The 25,733-nt window shown below is 32.9% G+C and carries 21 protein-coding genes; 7 read left to right on the top strand and 14 right to left on the bottom strand.

The genetic code is table 11. The annotated features are described in order from the left end of the window. Position 1 precedes the first annotated feature (1 nt). A complete protein-coding gene (locus OLM51_RS04255) occupies positions 2 to 613 on the bottom strand; it encodes a hypothetical protein (protein ID WP_264553161.1) in 612 nt (203 codons plus the stop codon). Between the two features lie 7 nt (positions 614 to 620). Then, entirely contained in the window at positions 621 to 1,964 is a 1,344-nt protein-coding gene (locus OLM51_RS04250; protein WP_264553160.1) for a polymer-forming cytoskeletal protein, read from the bottom strand. 187 nt (positions 1,965 to 2,151) lie between these two features. Here OLM51_RS04250 and OLM51_RS04245 point away from each other — a divergent pair, with 187 nt between their 5' ends. Continuing rightward, positions 2,152 to 2,565 (top strand): helix-turn-helix domain-containing protein, encoded by a 414-nt coding sequence (locus OLM51_RS04245; protein ID WP_264553159.1) that lies wholly within the window; start codon positions 2,152 to 2,154, stop codon positions 2,563 to 2,565. Between the two features lie 245 nt (positions 2,566 to 2,810). On the opposite strand, the gene OLM51_RS04240 is transcribed toward OLM51_RS04245, so the two are convergent. Next, positions 2,811 to 3,983 carry a DUF5018 domain-containing protein gene (locus OLM51_RS04240; protein WP_264553158.1) on the bottom strand — a complete coding sequence of 391 codons (1,173 nt, stop codon included), beginning with the start codon at positions 3,981 to 3,983 and terminating at the stop codon, positions 2,811 to 2,813. Between the two features lie 312 nt (positions 3,984 to 4,295). Between OLM51_RS04240 and OLM51_RS04235 the strand changes: the two genes are divergently transcribed. Further along, on the top strand, positions 4,296 to 5,588 hold the full coding sequence (locus OLM51_RS04235) for an aminopeptidase P family protein (protein ID WP_264553157.1): 1,293 nt from the start codon (positions 4,296 to 4,298) through the stop codon (positions 5,586 to 5,588). Beyond that, positions 5,581 to 6,495 carry an alpha/beta hydrolase gene (locus tag OLM51_RS04230; RefSeq protein WP_264553156.1) on the top strand — a complete coding sequence of 305 codons (915 nt, stop codon included), beginning with the start codon at positions 5,581 to 5,583 and terminating at the stop codon, positions 6,493 to 6,495. The genes OLM51_RS04235 and OLM51_RS04230 overlap by 8 nt, the downstream gene beginning before the upstream one ends. 62 nt (positions 6,496 to 6,557) lie before the next feature. On the opposite strand, the gene OLM51_RS04225 is transcribed toward OLM51_RS04230, so the two are convergent. Both OLM51_RS04225 and OLM51_RS04220 read right to left on the bottom strand, forming a co-directional pair. After that, positions 6,558 to 7,076 (bottom strand): ferritin, encoded by a 519-nt coding sequence (locus tag OLM51_RS04225; protein WP_264553155.1) that lies wholly within the window; start codon positions 7,074 to 7,076, stop codon positions 6,558 to 6,560. Positions 7,077 to 7,165: 89 nt separating this feature from the next. Further along, positions 7,166 to 7,522: a hypothetical protein gene (locus tag OLM51_RS04220; protein ID WP_089057086.1), complete on the bottom strand. Its 357-nt coding sequence runs from the start codon at positions 7,520 to 7,522 to the stop codon at positions 7,166 to 7,168. 179 nt (positions 7,523 to 7,701) lie between these two features. Between OLM51_RS04220 and OLM51_RS04215 the strand changes: the two genes are divergently transcribed. After that, a complete protein-coding gene (locus tag OLM51_RS04215; protein ID WP_264553154.1) occupies positions 7,702 to 8,505 on the top strand; it encodes a TIGR00266 family protein in 804 nt (267 codons plus the stop codon). 166 nt (positions 8,506 to 8,671) lie between these two features. Then, positions 8,672 to 9,448, top strand: coding sequence for an alpha/beta fold hydrolase (locus OLM51_RS04210; RefSeq protein ID WP_264553153.1), 777 nt, complete (start codon positions 8,672 to 8,674; stop codon positions 9,446 to 9,448). Positions 9,449 to 9,820: 372 nt separating this feature from the next. Here OLM51_RS04210 and OLM51_RS04205 read toward each other — a convergent pair whose 3' ends face one another. From OLM51_RS04205 to OLM51_RS04175, 7 genes are all read right to left on the bottom strand, one after another. Further along, entirely contained in the window at positions 9,821 to 10,498 is a 678-nt protein-coding gene (locus OLM51_RS04205) for an ATP-binding cassette domain-containing protein (RefSeq protein ID WP_264553152.1), read from the bottom strand. A gap of 292 nt (positions 10,499 to 10,790) precedes the next feature. Further along, positions 10,791 to 13,556 (bottom strand): PD-(D/E)XK nuclease family protein, encoded by a 2,766-nt coding sequence (locus tag OLM51_RS04200; protein WP_264553151.1) that lies wholly within the window; start codon positions 13,554 to 13,556, stop codon positions 10,791 to 10,793. Positions 13,557 to 13,619: 63 nt separating this feature from the next. Further along, the gene (locus OLM51_RS04195; protein WP_264553150.1) at positions 13,620 to 15,083 is read right to left on the bottom strand and encodes an OmpA family protein; all 1,464 of its coding nucleotides are present in this window, start codon (positions 15,081 to 15,083) and stop codon (positions 13,620 to 13,622) included. Between the two features lie 113 nt (positions 15,084 to 15,196). Continuing rightward, on the bottom strand, positions 15,197 to 16,390 hold the full coding sequence (gene kbl, locus OLM51_RS04190) for a glycine C-acetyltransferase (protein WP_264553149.1): 1,194 nt from the start codon (positions 16,388 to 16,390) through the stop codon (positions 15,197 to 15,199). Positions 16,391 to 16,471: 81 nt separating this feature from the next. Further along, positions 16,472 to 19,630: a UvrD-helicase domain-containing protein gene (locus OLM51_RS04185; RefSeq protein ID WP_264553148.1), complete on the bottom strand. Its 3,159-nt coding sequence runs from the start codon at positions 19,628 to 19,630 to the stop codon at positions 16,472 to 16,474. Positions 19,631 to 19,712: 82 nt separating this feature from the next. After that, the gene (locus OLM51_RS04180; RefSeq protein WP_264553147.1) at positions 19,713 to 20,318 is read right to left on the bottom strand and encodes a lipoprotein signal peptidase; all 606 of its coding nucleotides are present in this window, start codon (positions 20,316 to 20,318) and stop codon (positions 19,713 to 19,715) included. Between the two features lie 121 nt (positions 20,319 to 20,439). Continuing rightward, positions 20,440 to 20,655: a hypothetical protein gene (locus tag OLM51_RS04175; protein ID WP_264553146.1), complete on the bottom strand. Its 216-nt coding sequence runs from the start codon at positions 20,653 to 20,655 to the stop codon at positions 20,440 to 20,442. A 182-nt stretch (positions 20,656 to 20,837) separates the two neighbouring features. Between OLM51_RS04175 and OLM51_RS04170 the strand changes: the two genes are divergently transcribed. Both OLM51_RS04170 and OLM51_RS04165 read left to right on the top strand, forming a co-directional pair. Then, complete coding sequence (locus OLM51_RS04170; protein WP_264553145.1) at positions 20,838 to 21,194, top strand: roadblock/LC7 domain-containing protein; 357 nt, start codon at positions 20,838 to 20,840, stop codon at positions 21,192 to 21,194. 33 nt (positions 21,195 to 21,227) lie between these two features. Continuing rightward, on the top strand, positions 21,228 to 21,608 hold the full coding sequence (locus OLM51_RS04165; protein ID WP_264553144.1) for a hypothetical protein: 381 nt from the start codon (positions 21,228 to 21,230) through the stop codon (positions 21,606 to 21,608). 249 nt (positions 21,609 to 21,857) lie between these two features. Here the strand turns inward: OLM51_RS04165 and OLM51_RS04160 are convergent, their stop codons facing one another. Continuing rightward, on the bottom strand, positions 21,858 to 22,238 hold the full coding sequence (locus tag OLM51_RS04160) for a TraR/DksA family transcriptional regulator (RefSeq protein ID WP_110307084.1): 381 nt from the start codon (positions 22,236 to 22,238) through the stop codon (positions 21,858 to 21,860). A gap of 12 nt (positions 22,239 to 22,250) precedes the next feature. Beyond that, positions 22,251 to 25,652 (bottom strand): isoleucine--tRNA ligase, encoded by a 3,402-nt coding sequence (gene ileS, locus OLM51_RS04155; protein ID WP_264553143.1) that lies wholly within the window; start codon positions 25,650 to 25,652, stop codon positions 22,251 to 22,253. Positions 25,653 to 25,733 lie beyond the last annotated feature (81 nt).

Genomic DNA, 25,733 nt, shown 5'->3' with positions numbered 1-25,733 from the left:
TTTACAAATTACCATAAACAACAATATAATCCGCATAAATCAATTTATCATTTAACCAATTAATCAGTTCAATAAGAAAGTTTTGTACTTGTTGATCATTGCTTTGTATTTTACTTATTCTTTCCACAATCTGTTTACAGGTTTTGTTATCAAAAAAATTATTCCCTAAAACATCAAATTCATCTTCAACCAAGTTATTCCAGGGATTTCGTATTGGATAAACGGATTTAAATTCTTCTAAAACAATATCAAAATCCTCTGTAGGAATAAAAACATCATTCCTTTTTTCTGTTTTATAAAATTCCCCATTTGCATTTTCCGGCCATAAAACAAATCCAATTTTCGAATCTTTAGCTTTTCCAGTTGTGATTGTTACTTGCTTCTGATTTATTCTTTCGACTGCTTTTATAATATCAAGATTGCTGACTTCATAACTTTTCTTCGCAGTTTCATAATCACATTCGGTCTTTAAACAGATTTCACCAATATTATTGTCATGAAATTCTTTTTCGCACAATAACACATCGCCATTATTCTTTTTTAAAAGACTAAAAGCAGTATTTAAAGGAATCGAAATTCTACTTCTTAATATTTTTATTTTATCGTCATCCATTTTCAAATTACAAATATTCATTCAACCCAATACGTTCAAATTTCTGTTTATACTTCTGAACATATTTACTCCACTCCTCCTGATTTTTATGAACCGAAAAAGCATATTCAACGGTTTCTTTACTGAAATGATTTCCAAAAATGTTATCCAAATATTCTATTCCAGAATCTATTACTTGTTTTAAAACCTGTAATTTATCAATTCCGTTTTCTTTGCACGCTTTATCAAGCCAAAGTCCTTTTCCTATTTTTACATATTCTTCTAAAAGGCTTTCTGTAATAAATTGAGAAGGAACATCGTTAATATCCGGTTGATGTTTTCCGTTTTTAAAAACTAACAGAATCAGTTCTTCAGAATAATATGCTGACGGAATTAATCTTAGCATTGTACCTTTTTCGGCCGCTTTCAAGCAAAGTTCTTTTGTAATAAACTCATCAGGAATTACCTGAATCGCAAAACCATCTTTGCTGACTAATCTCTCGCAGAGTTCAGAAGTTATTAAATCCTCATTGACAAAAGGCAACGCATGATAAGTAATACCTAAGGCCAAATTACATAATTCTTCGGTTTTAAATTCTTCAGGAACAAGTTTTAGATCTCTGTAATTTGTCAAAACGCGATCACGCCAATATTCATAAGTTTTAGCCGATGGATTATTTTGTTTTAGAATTAATTCGCCCATTGCTAATTCTCTTTCTAATTCTTCAAAAGTTTCAATTAATGGATTATCCAATAACTTTTGAAGTTCGTTTGAGATAATTTCTTCGTCTGTTTCATCATTATATTCGCATTCGTTTTTTGGGTCAATTTCATCTCTGTCACTATAATAAAACAGATTATTTTTTCTTTCTGCGAATGTTGTATTATGATCGTTAACAATAAAAACCGGAGAATTTATGGAACCTGAGCAATTAAAATTACCATGATTATAGTAGGTCATCACAACTTCTTTTACTTCGATGTTTCCTTTTATTTCAACATTGGCACCGCCTAGCAATAAACTTTGGCAGCTAATATTTCCGTTTACCAAAACATACGGTCCATAATCGCCCTCGGCATTAATAATTGAACCGCTTGCAGAAAAATCTCCATTTATAAAAATGCCTTCAATTCTTATTTCTTCGATCTTTTTTATTGGAAGATTTAGCAAATTGGCCAACCATTTTTTCTCTTTATCTTCATAAAGGTCTAAATAGAAATTTCCTTCAAAATTGACATCTCCATCTGCTGCTAGAAAAAAATCTTTGTCTTGCCAATCATCAAAATAATCAAACTTTTCATCTTCAGTTAAAAAAGGATATTGTTTTTTGATTTCGGCTATTGTAACTAATTTGAAATTGGAAGTCTGCATTTTATTGGTATTAATCGAACTTGATTTTTTCTACTATCAAGATTACACAATTCTACATTCAAAATCAAACAACGGTCAGAAAAGTTGTATTTTTACCCCGAAAAGATTTAAAATTTGTATCTCACAAATAAAATCTTGTTTTCTACATAGATCAAAAATGTAAAAGAATTTTAAATATCTTTGAATCATGAGCACAGTAAAACCAAAACATATCGGCAGAAACATTAGCCGAATTAGAGAACTAAGAGATATGAAGCAGGAAGCGCTTGCTATTGCAATTGGTACAAACCAGCAATCTATCTCTATTATTGAAGGAAGCGAAAGTGTTGATGAAGAAAAACTAAAGAAAATTGCAGAAGCTTTGGGAGTTACACCTGAAGTAATTAAAAACTTTTCTGAAGACGCTGTTTTTAATATTATTGGAAATACTATCGAAATAGAAAACAATACTGGTTCTTCAGTAATAAGTTATGGATGTACTTTTAATCCATTGGATAAACTTCTTGAAGCTATTGATAAAAATGAACAACTTTACGAAAGATTGATTCAGGTTGAAAAAGAGAAAGCTGCTTATTTGGAGAAGTTGCTAGATAAGAAATAATCAAAGTACATATTTTAAAGAAAAAACCGAAGTTCAATTTCAAGCTTCGGTTTTTTGTGGATACAATTTAACATCTACAAACCCGACAGGTTTTAAAAACCTGTCGGGTTTACTTTACAAAACCACCTTGAAAGACAAGATAATACAACTAAAATCTGCTAAATAATCTACATGAGACAAAATCACTAATTAAAATGTACTTTATAAAAAAAACCGAAGTTAAATTAACTTCGGTTTCTCTAGAATTATTCTTTACCTTCTAATTCTATATTAAAATGCCATTCATGTTTGTACCAAACCTTTGAATCTTCAAGAGTAGTTTTTGCACTAACTTTAGACTCTCCTGAATATCCCGTATTAAAACAAAATCCAGATCCGGCATTTGTATTACCAGAACTACTTGCAGAAATACCTAATTTTTCTCCGTCAACTAAATACCAATAAAAACTATATACTTTATTAGCTTCTAAATAAAGATTTAACTTTTGCAGATCAAACGGAATAAAACCTCCATTGAATTGTCCTGAAACTTCTGTAGTTGTAGATGCTAAAACATTAAGATTTGCATCTCTTACAATTAATTTCAACGTTACAGGTTTATTATACTCTTGTCTTTCCTGATCATAAGAAAATCCTTCAGCAAGATGAATTCTAAAAGTAGAAGGAACTAAATTTTTATCAACTATTACAGTTTGCCCAGTTCCTACATTTCTATCGTAAGCTAATATATCTGGTGCATTGGTTCTGTCATCACCACCAAACCATTTCCATGCATTTGCTTCAGAACATGATCTTGATATACTAATATCCATATGCTGTAATTTCACCTGATAAACTTTTTCTACTCCAGATTCAGACTTAACAGTAAAATTTACTGGCAAAGAATAATCTTTTATAGTTTTAGGATCTGGTGTTATAGTAGCATGTTTTGAAAACTTCACTTCGACATTTAAGTTTTTTAGATCATTGATCTCTGGAATTCTTCTTGTTATCAATCCTGTTTCTTTATTAATATCAGCGCTAAATGAAAGATTTAGAGTTTTAACATTTAATTCTAAGATAAAATTATCTGTACTTGGCTCTCTGTTTATATCTACAGTATAATTTTTGATTTCTCCATTTTCGGCTGTAACTGCAAAAGCCAAAGGGCCGCTAATCGATTTAATCGTAGTTGGATCCGGGCTTATTTTTGCTCCTTTCGGGATTGAAATGGCTATGGTTATATCGGTTAATTCAAATGTACTTTCAACTTTGCCAGTAATTGAACTTTCACCAATAGTAAATTCTTTCTTGATACTTTCTTTGGTAATACTAAAAGACTGAATTGTATTTTCGGAACTTAAGCTTTCCTCAGAAGCACATGAGAACATTAAAAGAGAAAAAAACAATAGGGTAAATTGGTAAATTTTTGTTTTCATAATTATGGATTAGTTTATCTGCTGCAAATATTACTTTTTACAAAACGTTTTCTTTACGGGAAACCACATTTCTCCATAAAATTCAAAATTTTAACTTTTAAAGTATTGTCTGATAATTTTCGCTACAACTAGTTCTATTCGTTGAAATGCCAGAATTGCGATCTATTATTAATTCAAAAAAGTCTTTTAATCAGTATAATCTGTGGCTAAAAATTAGAACCAAGACAAATAAGAAAACTTTAATAAATCAACTGTACGCCACTTATTAAAAATCACTAATTTTGAAATTCAAAGTTCAAAAACTAAGTTATTATGAAATATCATCAAATAAACAGCGCTCTTTTTGTAAAAAACCGCAAAAAATTTATGGCAGAAATGAAACCTAATTCTGTTGCCGTATTCAATTCAAATGACATTTACCCGGTTAGTGCCGATAGTACTTTACCGTTTGCACAACATAGAGATATTTTTTACCTGAGTGGTGTAGATCAGGAAGAAAGTGTTTTGCTTTTGTTTCCGGATGCGCCTTATGAGCATCAAAGAGAAATGCTTTTCCTGAAAGAAACCAATGATCATATCGCAGTTTGGGAAGGCGAAAAACTAACTAAAGAACGTGCTTTTCAGGTTTCGGGAATTAGAACAGTTTATTGGTTACAGGATTTTCATAAAGTTTTGAACGAAATGATGACGTATGCCGATACCATGTATATTAATACAAACGAACACTACCGCGCAACTGTTGAAACTGAAACACGCGAGGCTCGTTTTGTAAAATGGTGGAAAGAGCGTTATCCAGCTCACAACGTGGCAAAAAGCAACCCAATTTTACAAAGACTTCGTTCTGTAAAAGAAAGCGAAGAAATCGATTTGATTCAGCATGCTTGTGATATTACAGAAAAAGGTTTCCGCAGATTATTAGGGTTCGTAAAACCAAATGTTACAGAATATGAAATCGAAGCTGAATTGGCTCACGAATTTATCCGTAACCGCTCTAAAGGTTTTGCTTATACACCAATTATTGCTTCTGGAAACAATGCTAATGTTTTGCATTATATCGAAAACAACCAACAATGTAAAGAAGGAGATTTGATTTTGCTTGACGTTGCTGCAGAATATGCTAATTATTCAAGTGATATGTCAAGAACAATTCCGGTTTCAGGACGTTTTTCTGATCGCCAAAAAGCAGTTTACAATGCCGTTTTGAAAGTTAAAAACGAAGCTACAAAAATGCTTACTCCGGGAACGCTTTGGAAACAATATCATGTTGAAGTAGGTAAAATAATGACTTCTGAATTATTAGGTTTAGGCTTATTGGACAAAGCCGATGTTCAAAACGAAAATCCGGAATGGCCAGCTTACAAAAAATATTTTATGCATGGAACTTCTCACCACATGGGACTTGATACGCACGATTATGGTTTGCTTCATGAACCAATGAAAGCGAATATGGTTTTTACGGTTGAGCCTGGAATTTATATTCCAAATGAGAAATTCGGAATTCGTTTGGAGGATAATGTTGTCGTTCAGGAAAAAGGAGAACCTTTTAACTTAATGAGAAATATTCCGGTTGAAGCTGAGGAAATCGAAACGTTGATGAATGAATAATTCTATCATGAAAAAGATTTTTCTATTTGGTTTTTTATTGGTTGCGGGAACTATTTTTGCCCAAACTGAAGGTTATGCTGTAAATAATGACGGAAGTAAAACGTATTACAAAACATTCGGAAAAGGCGAACCGCTTTTAATTATAAACGGTGGTCCGGGAATGAACAGTAATGGTTTTGAAGATATGGCGAAAGTTCTGGGCGAAAGTCAACAAACGATTATTTACGACCAAAGAGGAACCGGGAAATCGAAACTTTCAAAATTAGATGCTAAGACCATTTCGATGAAAATAATGGCCGATGATATCGAATCATTAAGAAAACATCTTAAAATCAAGAAATGGAATATTCTGGGGCATTCTTTTGGCGGAATGTTAGGTTCGTATTATGCGACTATTTACCCAAATAGTATTGATAAATTGGTTTTATCATCATCTGGCGGTGTCGATTTATCTTTATTAAAAGGCCCAAATTTGATTGAATCTAATCTTTCTAAAACTGAAATAGATTCTATGAATTACTGGAACGACAAAATCGAAAAAGGAGATACTTCGCATAAAGCTCGTTTAGGACGCGGCCGTGCCATGGCTCCGGCTTATGTTTACGATCAGAAATTTGTTCCTATTATTGCAGAAAGATTAACTCAGGGAAATTCGACAATCAATGGTTTATTATGGTCTGATATGCAGAAAATGAATTTTGACTGCAAAGCCAAATTGAAAGATTTTAAAAACCCTGTTTTAATTATTCAGGGAAAAGAAGATATTATCAGCAATGAAATCGGCGAATTGGCAAAGCAAACTTTTCCAAACTCAAAACTGATTTTATTAGAACATTCCAAACATTACGGATGGCTTGATGCAAGAGACAAATATTTCTCGGATATTAATTCATTCTTAAAATCATAAAGATTAAAAACAAAAAAGCCCTTAATAATATTAAGGGCTTTTTAAATTATATAAATCGTTTATTATCCGATTTTTGAAATCTGAACATCCAATTGAAATTTTCCGTCAGCTTCGTTTCCGTTGATTAGTTCAAAAAGCTCTAAAGCTCTTCTTGCGTTTTTCTCTTCTTCTCTTTGCTCAGCCACATACCACATCATAAAATCTTCTGTAGCATAATCATTCTCAGCTCTACATTTTGCAATTACTTTATTAACCGCCTGAGTAACTGCAATTTCATTTTGCAAAGCAATTTCAAATACTTCTCTAAAAGAAGCAAATTCCTGCTGCACTTCCGGAACAGATGGCGTAACTGCAATCCCTCCCATATCTGTAATATATTTGAAAACTTTTAGAAAATGCTCTCTTTCTTCTTCGGCTTGCTTGTACATATAAGATGCTGTATTTGCATAACCGTTTCTATCCAACCATGCAGCCATAGCTAAATATTTATTAGAAGCATCACTTTCTAATTTTGCCTGTAAGTTCAATATATTTTCGATTCCTTCAACTAATGAAGTACTTGTTCTTAGTAAATCTTTCATAACCTTTAATTTTTATACGTGTAAAATTACAAAAATTAAAGCAGGCAACTCTAAACGCCTGAAAATTTGGATTTAATCTAAGTAAGAATCTAAATAAGCTCTACGTTGACCATATTGCAAAGCATAGAATGCAAAGTGAGGGTAAATTTAGTTCCGTTTAATAAATCTCTTAACTGCACTATTTCGCAGATGGTAAGATTTCTGGAAAAATTTCTTTTGGTAGTTTCAATCAACTGCGCATCTGACTGATCAGATAAGTCATAAAGCATATTGAGAATGTCAACACTATTAACCTTTCTTTGAAAAATCAAAAAATCCTGAATTTTATAACTTGACACTGTATCAACAAAATTGATAATTATGCTGTTGGTCAAATCACATTGATAACTGTATCCTTTTTCGGTTTCAAATAATACTTTGGTGGTCAAATCACTAACTAATGCCATTCTGATAAAATATAATAACGGTGCAAAAATATAGAATTTAAAGCAATAAAAAACATAATTAAGACTAATTTAAAATAACAAAATCATATAATGTTCTTAAAAACAGCCGAAATACGCTAAAGACTGTAACATTCTACAGCATTTTTTGTCTAATTTTAAAAATAAAAAACTTAGAAATCATGCAGGCACACGAAATAGATTATCAGATTTTTGGCGAAGAAATGCAGTATGTTGAAATAGAACTAGACCCTCAGGAAATTGTAATTGCCGAAGCAGGCAGTTTTATGATGATGGAAAACAGTATCCAGATGGAAACGATATTTGGAGACGGTTCTCAGCAACAGGGATCAGGTTTGTTTGACAAACTTTTAAATGCAGGTAAAAGAGTTCTTACCGGCGAAAGCTTGTTTATGACTGCATTTTTAAACCAAGGCAACAGCAAAAGTAAAGTTTCTTTTGCATCGCCCTATCCTGGAAAAATCCTTCCGATTGATTTAACAGAATTTCAAGGTAAATTTATCTGTCAAAAAAGCTCATTTTTATGCGCTGCCAAAGGCGTTTCTGTCGGAATAGAATTCTCTCAGAAATTAGGACGCGGTTTATTTGGCGGTGAGGGTTTCATCATGCAGAAACTAGAAGGAGACGGAATGGCTTTTGTACATTCTGGCGGAACAATGGCCAAAAAAGTATTGGCTCACGGCGAAGTCCTAAAAGTAGATACAGGATGCATTATCGGTTTTACCAAAGATGTAGATTATGATATTGAATTTATTGGCGGAATCAAGAATTCTATTTTTGGCGGCGAAGGATTATTTTATGCCACTTTAAAAGGTCCGGGAACGGTTTATATACAATCGCTGCCATTCTCTAGATTGGCTGACCGCATTATTGCATCGGCACCAAGATCTGGCGGAAACAATCGTGACGAAGGCAGCTTACTCGGCGGATTAGGAAATCTTTTGGATGGCGATAACCGATTTTAATTTATAATGGCTTTCAGAAACGAGAGCCATTTTTTATTATTTCACAAATAGATTTGTCATAAATAAATTTATAGCTCTTTTAAAGATTTCCCAATTAAATCAAGACACCGCGATATTTTAGTTCAGCTTTCTTAGCTTTGTACTTCAAAACAAAAAATCTTTCATTTTGAAAACGCTTTTATATAAAAACACCAAAATATCATACTCCGATTCAGGAACTGGAAACACAATTGTTTTACTTCACGGATTTTTGGAAAACAAAAAAATGTGGAAAGAGTATATTGATTTCTTCTCCCAAAAATATCGCATAATTACGATCGATTTATTAGGGCATGGCGAATCAGACTCTCTGGGCTACGTTCATGAAACGGAAGATAACGCTAATGTTGTAAACGAAGTTTTGGAACATTTAAAAATTGAGAAAACCATCATTCTTGGACATTCAATGGGCGGTTATGTTGGTTTGGCTTTCGCCGAATTGTATCCACAGAAAATTCAAAAATTAGTTTTACTAAATTCAACTTCTAAAGAAGACAGTACCGAGAAAAAACTTAACCGAACACGCGCTATAAAAGCAGTAAAACAGAATTACATAAGTTTTGTGAGTCTTGCAATTGCCAATTTATTCAGCGAAAACAACAGAACCCGATTAGCAGAAGAAATTGAAAAAGTAAAAGAGCAAGCGCTTAAAACTCCATTGCAAGGAATTGTTGCTTCTTTGGAAGGAATGAAAATACGAAAAGACAGAGAGTGGTTACTAAAAGAAAACCGTTTTCCTGTTTTATTGATTTTAGGAAAAAAAGATCCTGTTTTAAGTTATGAAGATAGTCTGACACAAATTGAGGATACAACTGTAGAATTGATCACCTTTGATGACGGACACATGAGTCAGATAGAAAACAAAGAAGAACTAAAGAAGATCCTTACAAGCTTCTTTTACTAAAAGACAAAAACATTCATTAAATTAGAAAAGGCCATTTCGAATCTATATCGAAACAGCCTTTTCCTTCTTTTTTGTTGGGGCAAAAAATAGTATCGTTTATCAAATCTTATTCTGATCGTAAACATTTTGAGAACGCCAAAGTTATTTGAATTAATAGAATTTGTACAATAAACACTTGTTAAAAATAGAGGTAACCATAACAATTTGTTTCGGTTTTATTTATTCCTTAATTAATAAAGAGATCACATAAAAAAATACAACAATAAAAGCACATTCATTTAAAAACAGAACGTTCTGACCTAATATATTTAATTCTAAAATTTAACATTTTAAGCTATACTCCATTCTATAAACTTTTTACGGCTTAAAAAATCATCCAATCAAAGACTGGTTTGTAAGATACCCTTTCTCAACCAGTTCAGCTTTTTCTTTTATCAGATGAGTCTTTCCATCTTTTATCAATACCAATTTATTTGCAATTTTTAATACATTCTGATAATTGTGGTCCGTAACAATAATTCCTTTTTTGTTTAAGCAGCCTTTAATCATTTCGTTAATATTCTCGATCATCAACGGAGAAAGTCCATTATATGGTTCATCAAGCAATGCAAACAAAGACGAATTCCAAAGCACAATTTTTATTTCCAGATAGCGCGCTTCACCAGTTGATAAATGCCTTACTTTTTTCTTCAAAAGCTCTTTGATAAAATCATCTTCACAAAAACTGGCTCTGTTTTCCTTTTCAATTGCTAAATAAATTGCTTTTTGTACCGATAAATGATTGGGAATAAACCGATCCTGATCCAGATAACTAACCTCGCTCATCAATACATTTTTAGTATTTAAAGAAACCGAATTGATTCGGACACATCTGTCATTAACAGATTCAAGGCCGGCTACAATTTTTAATAATGTAGATTTTCCGGAGCCATTTCGTCCCAGCAATCCAATAATTTCAGAAGTTTCACATTTTAAATAAACATCCGAAAGAATTGTCCGTTCTCCAAATTTTTTCTGAATACCGCTAATTTCTAAAGTATGTTTCTTCAAAATAATTTACCTTTTAAAAAGATTACCAAACCAAATAAAATTGAAGTACAAAAAGTCATAAAGTAACTACATATTAAAAGCTGTATTTTAGATACTCCGTTATTAACATAAAACAAATAATCATTTTTGCGATAAAATTCCTTGAAGCATAAGCTCGCTAAAAAGCCAAAACTCAGAAAAAAAATAAAGAAATAATCTAAACCACCAAAGAAGACAGCAATTAAACAAACCAGCAAATTAACCATCAATGTGGTTTTAAAAAATTCAAATATGTTCTGCAGCTTCCTTATCATTATTTTAATTTTTCTTCAAATGGGATATCCATATCAAAAATCTCATTTAACAATAAAACAATCTCTTCTATATAGTTTTTCAAAATCTCATTACTTACCACTATATCCAAGTCTTTCTCTTCTTTAAATCCAAAAGGCAGAAATCCCGATTTAAGATTTTTAAACGAAATAATTCCAACTTCAATTGGAGTATTTCCAGCCTTTTCCTCAAACATAAACGCATAAGCCAAAACCTGAATAATTTTATCATTTTTAAGCTCCTGAGTCAAGCCATTCCATGATTTAAGCACCACATTGTTCTTTTCTACTTTTCCGGTCTTATAATCGATAATTCTTATTTTTCCGTTACGAAGTTCAATCCTGTCAACATTTCCTTTAATTAAAACCGGAAATGGCAAATTTGGATGTACTAACTCACGTTCATAAGTTTGTTCCAAAGCAATAATCTGAATTGCATCTCCATTCTTAATGGCTTCTAATTCCATTTTTAAAAAATTAGAAACATTACGTTTTGCCACTTCAAAAGCCAAAAGATTTCGACCTTTTTTTATTTCACCCTCTTTATAAACCAATTTAAACTGCTTAAGCACTTCGCTATCTAACAAAGCAAAACAGCCTGTAATATCAGATTCAGAAATAAATTTCCCAACAAAAGGCTCATACAAATTTTTTAAAGTCTCGTGTATTATAGTCCCAAGCGTATTAAGCGCAATATTTTCTTCAACCTCCTCTACTTCACGAATACGAAGAATCTTTTGAAAATAAAAATCAATCGGATTTCGTATATAACTTGTCAATGCCGAAGGAGAAAAACCAGCTACTGCAATTTCTTTCAGTCTAACCATAACTGCTTCCGATTTTGGGATTACAATTGGCTCATAAGCAGTATTGGGTATAACGGGATTATAAACATCAAAAGTCAAATTGTGTTTTGCCTTCTTTTCTACTTCCAGCTGTGTAATAAAACGACTTCGCTCACCGGCATCCAGACCATCATTTTCGGTATTATAAATCAAATATATGTTTTGGGCTCTTTGCAATAAGTGATAAAAATGATACGTATAAATAGCATCCTTCTCCTTAAAAGTAGGTAGTCCTAGTTCCCTTTTCACATCATAAGGAATGAAAGAATTTTGTGATTTTCCTGCCGGAAATTTACCTTCATTCATAGAAGTTATAATCACTGTTTCAAAATCAAGCACACGACTTTCCAGAACCCCCATAATCTGTAAACCTCTCAAAGGCTCCCCTTCAAAAGAAACTTCTGCCAGATCTATAATTTGCTTATAAATTGCATGAAGCGTTTGAATACTGTTAATATGTTTATGTTGAGTATAATAATTAATAAGCTTATTAATTACTTTAAAAACGGAATACACGAAGGACTTAGCGATTTTCTCTTCTTCATTATCATTGCTAAAATTTCCTTTAATACGAATTAAAAGTGCAGAAAAATTCTCAAGGACATCTATCGCATTGCCATCCCATTTTTTAAATAATAATTGAAACAACTCCGATGGCTTTTCATTAAGCTCTATTATTTTATTGTGTGTAATAAATGTGTAATTATTCTCCTTGATTATTCTAACCAAATTACTTGTATTTGCATAGGGAGCGACCAGTGGATGTGTTAAAACACTAAGAACATCCTTGTAATAATACACATAACTTTCACCTTTACGAGAAAGCGCATTAGTATGCATTTTAAATAATTGGGCAATCAATATTTGAGAAGGATTATTTTTACCGGAGTATCCCATCGTTATATTTAAAGCTCCAACCGAAGCAGGCAATGAATATAAAACCGGCATCAATAAATTTTCTTCTCCCAATACTATTGCCACCTTATCTAGCGATGCACCAGGATTCTGAGTTATAATGTTTTCGATAATACTTCCGGTAAGTTTAGCTTGTCCAATTGTTTTTGGAGTACCTATTACCTGAATATTCTTTGATTGAGAAAAGTCATCTACAATCCATTCGAAAGGATGTGATTTATAATGTTTCCAACTTTCCTTAAAACGACGAACAAAAAGCCCGGCATCATGGTAAGGATCATTTAAAAAAGCCTGATCTGCATCCCAATAAATTTTAGCTAAATCTAAAGCCAATAAATGTTGCACAATTTTTTCTTCGGCGGCATTTAATGCATTAAATCCGGCGAATACAAAATTATGTTCCGAAACAGCATTTGAAAAATGATTCAGATTATTAACAGCTTCTCTATAAATCAATCCTTGATATCCGATAGATTTACTTAGTAAATGATCATAAAGTGACTCGTAATAAAGCGGCAGAAGTTTCCAGAAATCAATGTAATTCTCTAGAAGTTTTGTTTTGTTTTCTACTTCTATCCCCCATCTTTTTATATCTTCAATATCTTTCAGATAAGATAAAACGTGTAGTGGATCTAAAAGATAACGATCAATTTCATTAAAATCCTGTAAAAGTGTTTTCGCCCAATTTGCAAATAACTCAAAAGACTCTTGTTTTTGTTTTTCAGTAATAGATAAATACACTTTATAAAACTCAAACAAAAGTTCAATAGAATCTATTGATCTGACTGATGCTACATCTTGAATAAAATCTTCAATGCTAATAATTAAAGGCGAAATAATTGTTTTTGAAGTCTCTTTTTTAAGTGCTTCTATTAAAAAAACTTTAGCTCTTTTATTCGGCAAGATAATAGTAGTTTCAGCAAGTTTATTTGAATAATCCTGAATTATTATCGTTGCAATTTTTTCTAAAAAAGAAGTATTTATCATTTTATAAAAATAAAAAAAGCCATTCAATTAAGAATGGCTTTTTAGTATTATTTACAAAGTAAATTATAGTTTACCTTGGTATTTAGAACCAATATGTCTAATTTCAGTTCTTCTGTTTTGAGCTTTACCTGCAGCAGTTTTGTTACTTGCAACTGGTTTAGAAGATCCAAAACCTTTAGCCTCTAAGTTATCAGCGCTAACTCCTCTTTCAATTAAAGCATTCATTACAGCGTTTGCTCTATCTTGAGAAAGTTTTTCGTTAATTTTAGCTGAACCTGTACTATCTGTGTGTCCTTCAATAGAGAATTTCGCGTTTGGATAGTTTTTAAGGATTTCTTTAATAGCATCTAATCTAGCTGGAGTTTCTTTGTCACCAGTTTTGAAAGTAGCTTTTCCTGAGTTAAAGTAAACCGCTCTAGCTTGAACTTTAAGATCCTCTAAAGCTTCTGTAGTTACTTCAGGACATCCTCTGTTACTAGCAGGACCGTAAACTGTAGGACAATCGTCATCTTTATCAGCAACACCATCTTTGTCAGCGTCTAAGAAAGGACAACCACCGTTTTCTTTTGGACCAGCAACTGTAGGACATTTATCGTCTTTATCAGCGATTCCGTCTCCATCAGTATCAGGACAACCTTTTAAAGCAGCTAAACCAGCAACATCTGGACAAGCATCATCTTTATCAGCGATTCCATCTCCGTCTGTATCAGGACATCCGTTTAATGCAGCTAAACCAAATACATCTGGACAAGCATCAGAAGCATCAACGATTCCGTCTCCGTCTGTATCAGGACATCCGTTGAATTGTTTTAAACCAGCAACATCTGGACAAGCATCGTCTTTGTCATAGATTCCGTCTCCGTCAGTATCTTTACCTCCGAATTTGAAAACTAAACCTGCAGTGTGTTGGAAATGAGAAACATTATCTGGCGCACCAGAAGCATCTTGTCTATCACCACTTACAGCCCATTTGTATCTTGTAGCTAACTCAAGACCAATTGCATCTGTAAACCAGAAAGTAACACCAGCACCTGGGTTAACTGTTCCAAAGCTACTCTCTCCAAAGAAAGTATAACCTCCACCAACAGATAACGAAGGATCAATTACTTTAGATTTGATTAATTCCTGGAAGCTATATTTAACACTAGCATCAATTCCGTAATACATCAAATCACCAGGATTAGTTACAATATTTCCTCTTGAATCATGTCCTGGAGCACCTGGAGCGAAAGTTACAAATTTATCAATTTTGTTTACAGAACCTTGTAAACCAACTGAGAAACCATGCCCAACATATCTATTTACACCAATGTAAGATAATGATGGAAGAATATTCCAGTTGTCTTTTACAGCGAATGGCTGAGAAAAGTGTTGATCGAAAAATCCACTTCCAGCACCAGAACTAGTTCTAGTGTCAACGGCATTAACTCCAAAAGAGATAGCCCATGGATTGTTACTGTCTTGCGCGTGAGAACTTAAACCCATCGCCATCATCACAGCAACTAAAAGTTTGTTAAGATGTTTCATACTTAATTTTTTTAATTACAATTTAGTTAATTACAAGCAAAAGTAACACCAAATTTTTTAAATACAAAATGAAATGTTAAAAAAAACCTACAAAAATTTCGACAAAGTGGTAATTATATAACTTTTAACATTTTACCTACAACTGTAAAGGCATTTATCGCCTTATCCAAATGGTCTTTTGTGTGCGCTGCTGACAATTGAACCCTTATTCTTGCCTTTTCTTTTGGAACTACAGGAAAAAAGAAGCCAATAACATAGATTCCTTCCTTTAAAAGTTCGTTTGCCATTGTTTGAGAGAGCTTAGCATCATATAACATAACAGGTACAATAGCAGAATCACCATCTATAATATCAAATCCTGCTTTTTTCATCCCTTCTTTAAAGTAATTAGTATTCCATTCTAATTTATCTCTTAAAGAAGTATCTTTTTCTAAAAGTTCAAATACCTTAATAGAAGCCCCAACAATAGCCGGCGCTAATGAGTTTGAAAACAAATAAGGTCTTGAACGCTGACGCAACAATTCTATTATCTCTTTTTTAGCAGTTGTATAACCGCCCATTGCTCCTCCAAGCGCTTTACCTAATGTTCCTGTTATAATATCAACACGCCCCATTACACCTTTTGCCTCCAGAGTACCTTTTCCTGTTGCACCAATAAATCCAGCTGCATGACATTCATCCACCATTACCATTGCATCATACTTATCTGCCAGATCGCAAATTTTATCCAAAGGCGCTACAAGACCATCCATAGAGAAAACTCCATCAGTAACAATCAACTTAAAACGAGTTCCTGCTTCATTTGCTTTTATTAACTGTTGCTCTAAATCGGCCATGTTGTTATTCTCATAGCGATAACGAGCTGCTTTACACAAACGAACTCCATCAATAATAGAAGCATGGTTTAAACTGTCCGAAATAATTGCATCATTTTCACCAAGCAATGGTTCAAAAACACCACCGTTAGCATCAAATGCTGCTGCATATAATATAGTATCTTCTGTACCATAAAAATCTGCAATCTTTTTTTCCAGCGTTTTGTGAATATCCTGCGTTCCACATATAAAGCGAACAGACGACATTCCGAAACCATGTGTATCCATTGCATCTTTAGCAGCCTGAACCACTTCTGGATGAGAGGAAAGTCCTAAATAATTATTGGCACAAAAATTTAAAACAGTTTCACCTGTTGAAATTGTAATTTCTGCGCCCTGCGGAGAAGTAATCACACGTTCCTTCTTAAAAATTCCGTTTTCTTCAATTGTTTGCAATTCATTTTGCAAATGCTCTTTTATTTTACCGTACATTTCTATTTATTTAAAACGTTAAAAATTAACAATTTAACCCGTCATTAAATACATTAATTCATTAACATCTGATTAATTTTTTCACAAATTTACTACATCGATTTCGGTTCCTATATACACCAAAGCTTTTTTTAACACTTTATAACCCAATTCTTCAATCGCTGTTTCATACTCCAAAATTTGCTGTTTATATTTTGGATTTACAGCTCCGGTTTTATAATCCAATAAATAAGCTTCTTTGCTTTTAGTCAATACAATCCTGTCTGGCTTTAGAATCTTACCTTCTTTCTGAACAATTGTCTGCTCATTTAAAATCTTATTTTCACCTTCAAAACAAATACTCAATTCGGGATGATTCACAATTTCATTAAGCGTTCTGGAAACCTGATCAACCTGATCAACTGTTATCAATCCTCCTTCTATTGCTTTAACCACTGCCAGATCAACATCAGACTTATCTTTTACAAATGCTAAAATCTCATGAATTATATTTCCAAAAGAGATCGCTTCCTGCTGATGTGTTCCCCACATTAACGCTTCACGCTGAGCAATTTTGATATTTTTTGGATTCAGAACTTCAGAAACTACAGGAATAGTTTTAACCAAATTAACTGTTTCATTTGATTCTGAAAGTTTGTTTTTGTTTCCAAATTCATACTCCAGCTTCTCCAAATCATACAGGTTCTGATGCATTAGAAATTTAATAAAAAAAGATGCCATATTATTTGGAAGCTCACCGTCTTTTCTTTCTTTCTGTGACTGAGAAATAACATACAACTGCTCCTCTGCCCTAGTTAATGCAACATATAAAACATTTATATTATCAAGCAGCTCTTCTTGTTTTTTCAAATTAAAAACATTTGAAGCACTTTCACCAAACCCCTCTACCGCACTGCTATTATCTATTAAGGCTTTGGGGATATCCAAACCAACATCTTCCGTATCAAGCCACAATTTATCTTTTGGTTTTCTATTATAATCTTCTTCAGCAAATGGCATAATAACAATTGGAAACTCCAAACCTTTTGACTTATGAATCGTCATAAGTCGAACTGCATTATTACCTTCTGGCGAGGGAATACTAAATTTTTCAGCATTTTTATCCCAATAACTCAGAAAATCTGCAATCCCAGCCTGATTACGAATATCTCGCTCCAAAACAATATCCAGAAAAAACTGTACATAAGCATTGCCCTCAAAAGAACGAACAAATTTTGAAATGATAATTTCAACCATTTCATACAATGATTTTTTACGAACATTTTCAAAAGAAAGCGAAACATTAAAAGTCAAAAGCCATTTTTCAAAATCAATTTCAGACTTGAAGCTCATACCTTTTGCTATAAAATCATGAATTGGCATTTCAATTTCCATTTCTTTTACCAAAAAATGAAGAAAATTAGCTTTAGATTCTAAATCAGTACTATTGTTCAAGTACTTAAGCAAACAAATTATTAAATGAACTTCAGTAGCATTTTGTATCATTAAAGTTTCTGAAGACAGAATCGGAATACCTTGTTCTGTTAAGTAATTAGCAATTGCTATTCCCTGATCTCTTTTACGAGTCAAAATCGCAATATCTCTATACTCAAAACCCTCCCGAACAACATTTTGAATCGTATTTAAAGTTGCTAAAACATATAAGTCTGATTTTTCTATTACCTCTTCATCATCAACAAAATCATTCTTCTCTATAAAAGGAAGAAACGAAATATTTACATATCCTCCTTTTTTAGAATTTGTATTCTGAAAACTGTGATTTTCATACAACTCTTTATAATCCTTATTGGAAAACTCCGTAGCTATTAACTTAAAAAAAGCATTATTAAAATTAATAACTTCACTATAACTTCTATAATTGGTATTTAAATAACGTATTTCTTTTTCAGGATTATTAAACGGATTCTCCTCTTTACTTAGTTCAATAAACTGTTCCGCTTTTCCACCGCGCCAGCGATAAATCGATTGTTTCGGATCACCAACAATCATAAGAGTTCCTTTATTTCCAAAATCATCTAAACCTGAAAGCGAATTATCTATAAGCGGAATAAGATTTTGCCATTGCATCTCTGAAGTATCCTGAAATTCATCAATAAAAAAATGACGATAACGTTCCCCTACTCTCTCATAAATGAATGGCGCAGGTTGATTTTGAATTTCACGATGAATTATGGCATTAAATTCAGATATAGACAAAACATTTTGTTCGGTCTGAATTTTTTCCAATTCATTACTAATTGTATTTAGCAAAGAAAGAGGCGTTATATTCTTAAGAAAAGCTTTGTAGAAATCCCTTTTCTCAAATTTTTTATAAATCTTATCTAAGATTTGAAGCAAATCAGGAATCACACTTTCAATTAGCGCTTTGTCTTTGGCTGTTTTATTAATCGCAATATCATCAAATTCATGAAACATCTTATTTTTCGGATTGAACCTTCCATCCCTAATACTCTCTAAATGGTTTGGAAAAGTCCCCCTTGAAAACGACTTTAAGTCGATACCTTTATCCTCTAATAATACAAGCGCATCATTAGCAAAATTACCATTCTCAGACTCAAGTTCTTTACATAGAGTCTGCATTTTCAATTTGATCTCCAAAAACTCCTGGATTGATTTATCATGAAAATGCGAAATTTCTGTTCGATTGTTTTCATTCAAAACCAATCTGCCTGTTTCCAGAATTTCACGAGAGACATCCCAACTTTTATCATCATCGGTTTTCTCCATCGTAAAATCTATCAGCAAATTAGTCAGCGTTTCATCCTGACCTGCCTGTGCAATAATCGCATCGACAGCCTCAACCAATAAATTTTCCGTATCGAGTGTAACCTCAAAAGTCATTGGCAAATTTAGATCATGAGCAAAAGCACGAATAACTTTATGTGTAAACTTATCAATGGTCGAGATATCAAAGGCGGCATAATTATGAATAAGATGTTTAATTATGCTTTGTGATTTTACCTTTATCTGAATAACAGAAAGTCCTGTATCGCGAGATAAATCTTCAATTAAGCTCATTGCTTTTTCTGAAGGCACATCTTTGGCAAATTCAGACAAATTTCCAACAATACGGCTTTTCATTTCATGAACTGCCTTATTGGTGAAAGTTATTGCAAGAATATTTCGGTAAGCATCATTTTTTGGGGAAGAAAGAATAATTTTAAGATACTCCTTAACCAATGCATAAGTCTTTCCTGATCCCGCAGAAGCATCATAAATGGAAAAAGACGGACTTTGCATAACTAATGGTTTTGTTTGGTAAAAATAACACTTCTACCAACTATAACCTACGAAACCTAAATTTCTATTATGAAAATTAATTTTATTTAGTATGAAAGGCTTTTTTATTGAAAACCAACAAAATCCCAACTCCGGTAGAGATTGCAATATCTGCAACATTAAAAATAGCATTAAAAAAAGTAAAGTGTTTGCCACCAAAAAACGGCAACCAAGATGGCAGGTTTCCTTCCCAAATAGGAAAATAAAACATATCTACTACCAAACCATGAAACCAGGTTCCATAAGGCTCTGGTGAAAAAAGAGTCGCCAACTTACCGTGACTGTCATCAAAAATAACCCCGTAAAAAACAGAATCGATTATATTACCAGCAGCACCGGCAAATATTAATGCAATAGCAACAATTAAATAAGTAGACTGACGCTTTTTGATTGAGTCAGCTAACCAATAACCAATACCAAAAACAGCAAAAATTCTAAAAACAGTTAGAATTAATTTTCCATATTCCCCAGGTATCTTTGTTCCCCATGCCATTCCTTCATTTTCTATAAAATGAATTCTAAACCAATCAAAGATCATTACTTCATTACCATGATCATCTAAAGTAAAATTTGTTTTTACATAAATTTTTGAAAGTTGATCGACAATTAAAACTAAAAATATAAGGAAATACGCTTTTCGTAATGACATTTTTTCAAATTTTGATGTGGCAAAAATAACAATTAAATCAAAAAAAACGCTCCAAAGGGAGCGTTAATTATTTTACAATAAAACTAAATGCCATTAATCAATTTTAAACCTTTTTGTAAGTTTATTTTTTTACCGTTGTATTTGTAGCTGTTTTGGGATTATCTGCAAAAAAATCAGAGATGGATTTTAACAATCCCTTACTCTCTTTTCCTGCATTAGCCTTTTTGGCATCTACTTTTTTAATTTCTGTTTTCAACTTTAAACGCATTTTTTCGAATTCCTTCATTCTACCCTCTACGTCAGAGTTTACCTCTTTGAATTTCAATACTTTAGCCATTATGTAAGTTTTTTACGTTAAATAAATTAAATTATTAACAATTTGGTTCTACAATGATACATAATTTAATTTATATTTGTTAATGAAAATTAACACTTGTTCATATAAAAGGCCCGAAAAACGACAAATGAAAGACACCAACACATAACAACCTAAACAAACCTCCTTAATCTTACAAAATCATGAATGAAATAACTACTACTTTAAATGATTTTCTGGTTAACACAAAATCTACAGCTGCCTTAATTTTAAATGGGAAAGGGAAATTAATCACTTCTCTTCATGTGGACTACAGCGATAGTGTTGCTGCCATGAGCGCCGCAATATTATCAATGAGCGAAAAATTTTTAATCGATTTAGACAAAGGTGCACTAAAACAACTCTTTCTAAAAACTTCAGAAGGAGTAGTCATTGGAAACAAAATCAGTGGCACCAACTTTGTAATCGCATTTACCAAGGAAGGAAGTAATCTGGCCTTATTAATGAGATCTACCGAAGAATTATCTGCAGAACTTAGCAAAAATTCACTATTAAAGTAAATAAATCTATTAACCCAACAAACCCACTAAATTATGAGCAACGATTTTTTAAACGTGTTTTTAAACGACATGAAAACAAATGTAAATGGCTTTATAGCAGTAGCTGTAACAGAGATTGAATCAGGATTAAGTTTTGGAAATCTAACAGTTGACCCAAGTTTTGACCCTGAACTTGCTGCCGCCTACAACTTAGAGGTTGTAAAAGCTAAACTTAATGCTGTTAAAGCATTAAATTTAAATCAGAATATTGAAGACATTTTGATTACACTTTCAAATCAAATTCACGTTATCGACATTTCTCCTAACAAAAAATTCATGATTTATCTTGCAGCCGATTCTTCTAAAGCAAATTTAGGAATGACGAGAGCAATTTTAAAAAAGCACAAAACTGAATTAGAAAAAAATCTGGCTTAGTTTTTAAACTTAATTAGAACTGTCTAAAATCAAGACAGTTCTAATTAAAATATACTTTAGAGTCCTCAACTTGGCATTATTTTATATTCTTACAAAAATTTCACCCTTTTTAATATCAATTTCATTTTGAAATATAATTCTTTTCTTTCAAAATAGTATTAAATCTGCATTAGAGAATTTACTAAAATATTAAACAAAAAAAACGCCCCTCTTGGAGCGTTTATTATTATCCTTCTAAAATTAGAATATTTATCGTTGCAAGTTTTTAGCTTCGATACTCATTGTTGCATGAGGAACGATTTTAAGCCTTTCCTTACCAATTAATTTACCTGTTACTTTGCAAATACCATATGTTTTGTTTTCAACACGGAATAGAGCATTCTTTAAGTCACGAATAAACTTCTCTTGTCTTATAGCCAATTGAGAGTTTGCTTCTTTAGACATTGTTTCACTTCCTTCTTCAAAAGCTTTGAAAGTAGGAGATGTATCATCTGTCCCGTTATTTAAATCATTCATATAGGCACTTTTGATCAAATCAAGATCTTCTTGTGCTTTTTTAATTTTTGCCTGGATTATTTCTTTGAACTCCGCCAAATCAGCGTCAGAGTATCTTGTAATTTCATCTATCATGGTATTTATACTTTATTTTGAAATTAATATCATAGTTTTAATATCATCAAACTCAATTTCTGTGCCGTTTTCTAAAGCATCCACAAAAACCAAATTATCAGTTAGTGTCTCAGACTTAATATAGTCTTCATTTTTTGAAACTGCATCTTCCAAGATACCGTTTCTTTTTATCTGCACCTTAATCTTATCAGTAACTTCAAATCCTGAATCTTTACGGATATTCTGAATTCTGTTTACTAATTCTCTCGAGATACCTTCATTTTTCAACTCTTCAGATATTGTAATGTCAAGTGCTACCGTAATTCCGTTTGAATTTGCAACCAACCATCCTTCAATATCCTGAGATGTTATTTCGACGTCTTCTAATGATAAAGTTACACTATTTCCTGCAATAACAATATCTAGCGTTCCCTGCTTGTCCAATTCATTAATCTGATCGGCAGAAAAACCTTGTATCTCCTTAGAAATCAAGCCCATATCCTTACCGAAACGTGGCCCAAGTGCCTTAAAATTAGGCTTTATCTGCTTTACTAAAATACCCGAAGCATCATCTAAAAGTTCAATTTCTTTCACGTTAACTTCGGCTTTTACAAGGTCAGAAATAGCTTCAATTTCAGCACGCTGATTCTCGTCAAGTACCGGAATCATTACCTTTTGCAGAGGTTGACGCACTTTGATCATTTCCTTTTTTCTAAGTGATAAAACCAAAGATGAGATGGTTTGCGCCTTCTGCATTTTGCTTTCTAACGTTTTATTAACAAAGTTTTCGACAAATTTTGGGAATTCAGCCAAGTGAACACTAGCAAAATCCTCGGTTCCCGTAGAAACGGTCAAATCTCTGTACAATTTATCCATAAAAAAAGGAGCTACAGGAGCGCTTAATTTACTAATTGTAAGTAAGCAAGTATAAAGCGTTTGGTAGGCTGCGATTTTATCTTTAGCGTATTCACCTTTCCAGAAACGACGACGACATAAACGAACGTACCAGTTACTTAGGTTCTCCTGAACAAATTCAGAAATTGCTCTTGTCGCTTTTGTTGGCTCGTAATCTTCATAACATTCGTCTACAAACTTAACTAGAGTATTCAACTCAGAAATAATCCATTGATCGATTTCTGGTCTTTCGTTTAACGGAATTTCTGCTTCAGCATACTTAAATCCATCGATGTTAGCATATAACGAAAAGAAAGAATACGTATTATAAAGAGTTCCGAAGAATTTACGGCGAACCTCAGCAATTCCCTCAAGGTCAAACTTTAAGTTATCCCACGGATTTGCATTCATAATCATATACCAACGCGTGGCATCAGGACCAAATTCTTCAATGGTTTTAAACGGATCTATAGTATTTCCTTTACTCTTAGACATTTTAATTCCATTCTTATCCAGAACCAAACCATTAGAAACTACGTTTTTATACGCTACTTTATCAAAAACCAAAGTTCCGATTGCATGTAAAGTATAAAACCATCCACGTGTTTGATCTACTCCTTCTGCGATGAAATTTGCAGGGAAATCTTTATTCTCATCAATTTTATCTTTGTTTTCAAAAGGATAATGCCATTGTGCATAAGGCATTGCTCCAGAATCAAACCAAACGTCAATTAAATCACTTTCGCGTTTCATTGGTTGGCCTGAAGCCGAAACCAAAGTAATTTGATCAACTACATTTTTGTGCAAATCAATTAAATCATAATTTGATTCAGACATGTTTCCGATTTCGAAACCTTTAAACGGGTTTTCTTTCTGAAAACCTGCTTCGATAGATTTCTCAATCGCACTGTATAATTCTTCAACAGAACCAATAAGAACTTCTTCTTTTTTATCTTCAGTTCTCCAAATTGGCAACGGAATTCCCCAATATCTAGAACGAGATAAGTTCCAGTCGTTGGCATTTTTAAGCCAGTTTCCAAAACGTCCTTCACCAGTAGATTTAGGCTTCCAATTGATAGTTTCGTTCAGGTCGAACATTCTATCTTTTACATCGGTTACTTTGATGAACCATGAATCTAGTGGATAATATAATAACGGTTCGTCAGTTCTCCAGCTGTGTGGATAACTGTGCACGTATTTTTCAACTTTAAATGCTTTATTTTCTTCTTTTAGACGAATAGCAATTTCAACATCTACAGATTTCTCCGGAGCTTGTCCTGCATCGTAATATTCATTTTTAACGTATTTACCAGCAAGTTCCCCAACATGAGAAGTGAATTTCCCTTGTAAATCAACTAACGGAACTGCATTTCCTTCTTCATCCAAAACCAACATTGGCGGTACTTCCGGTTTTGCTTCTTTTGCTACTTTAGCATCATCAGCACCAAAAGTCGGTGCTGTATGCACAACTCCTGTTCCGTCTTCAGTTGTAACGAAATCTCCAGCAATTACTCTAAAAGCATTCTCAGGATTTTGATATGGTAATACGTACGGCAATAATTGCTCGTAACGGATCTCTACTAAATCAGCTCCTTTTGCTTCAGTTACTATTTTATATGGAAGTTTTTTATCTCCGTTTTTAACGTTATCAAAGTCAGCATCATCTTCACTTAAGAAAAATCCTTTTCCGAATTGTTTTCCAACTAAGTTTTTAGCCAAAATCACATTGATTGGCTCAAAAGTATATTGATTGAATGTTTTTACTAAAACATAATCGATTTTTGGACCAACCGTCAAAGCTGTATTCGATGGCAATGTCCAAGGCGTTGTTGTCCAGGCCAAAATGTGAACATCTCCAAAACCTTGTAAAAAACTTGGCAATGTCTCAGGCAATGTTTTAAACTGCGCTACAATCGTAGTATCAGTAACATCTCTATAAGCTCCAGGCTGGTTAACTTCGTGAGAAGATAATCCTGTTCCTGCTTTTGGAGAGTATGGCTGAATCGTGTATCCTTTGTACAACAAACCTTTATCGTAGATTTGTTTTAAAAGCCACCAAACCGATTCCATGTATTTTGGTTTATACGTTACATATGGATCTTCCATATCTACCCAATACCCCATTTTTTCGGTCAAATCATTCCATACGTCAGTATAACGCATTACGGTTTTTTTACACGCTTCGTTATATTCTTCGATAGAAATGGTTTTACCAATATCTTCTTTTGTAATTCCTAATTCTTTTTCGGTACCCAATTCTACAGGCAAACCGTGAGTATCCCAACCGGCTTTTCTTTTTACCTGAAAACCTTTTTGAGTTTTATATCTGCAAAAAATATCTTTAATCGCACGTGCCATTACGTGGTGAATTCCAGGTAATCCGTTTGCTGAAGGCGGACCTTCAAAAAATACGAAAGGCTCAGCACCTTCGCGAGTTGTTACACTCTTTTCAAATATATTTTCTTTCTTCCAAAAATCAAGAACTTCAGTAGCTACAGTTGGCAAGTCAAGTCCTTTGTATTCAGTAAATTTTGTACTCATTTTATCCTTTTCTTAAACGAGGTGCGAAAGTAAGGAATTTTGAGGAAAATAGATAAAAGATGACGGAAAAAAGACCAATTA

It is taken from the genome of Flavobacterium sp. N2038 (assembly GCF_025947185.1).
Taxonomy (GTDB): domain Bacteria; phylum Bacteroidota; class Bacteroidia; order Flavobacteriales; family Flavobacteriaceae; genus Flavobacterium.
This window is presented reverse-complemented; position numbering and strand designations above follow the sequence as displayed.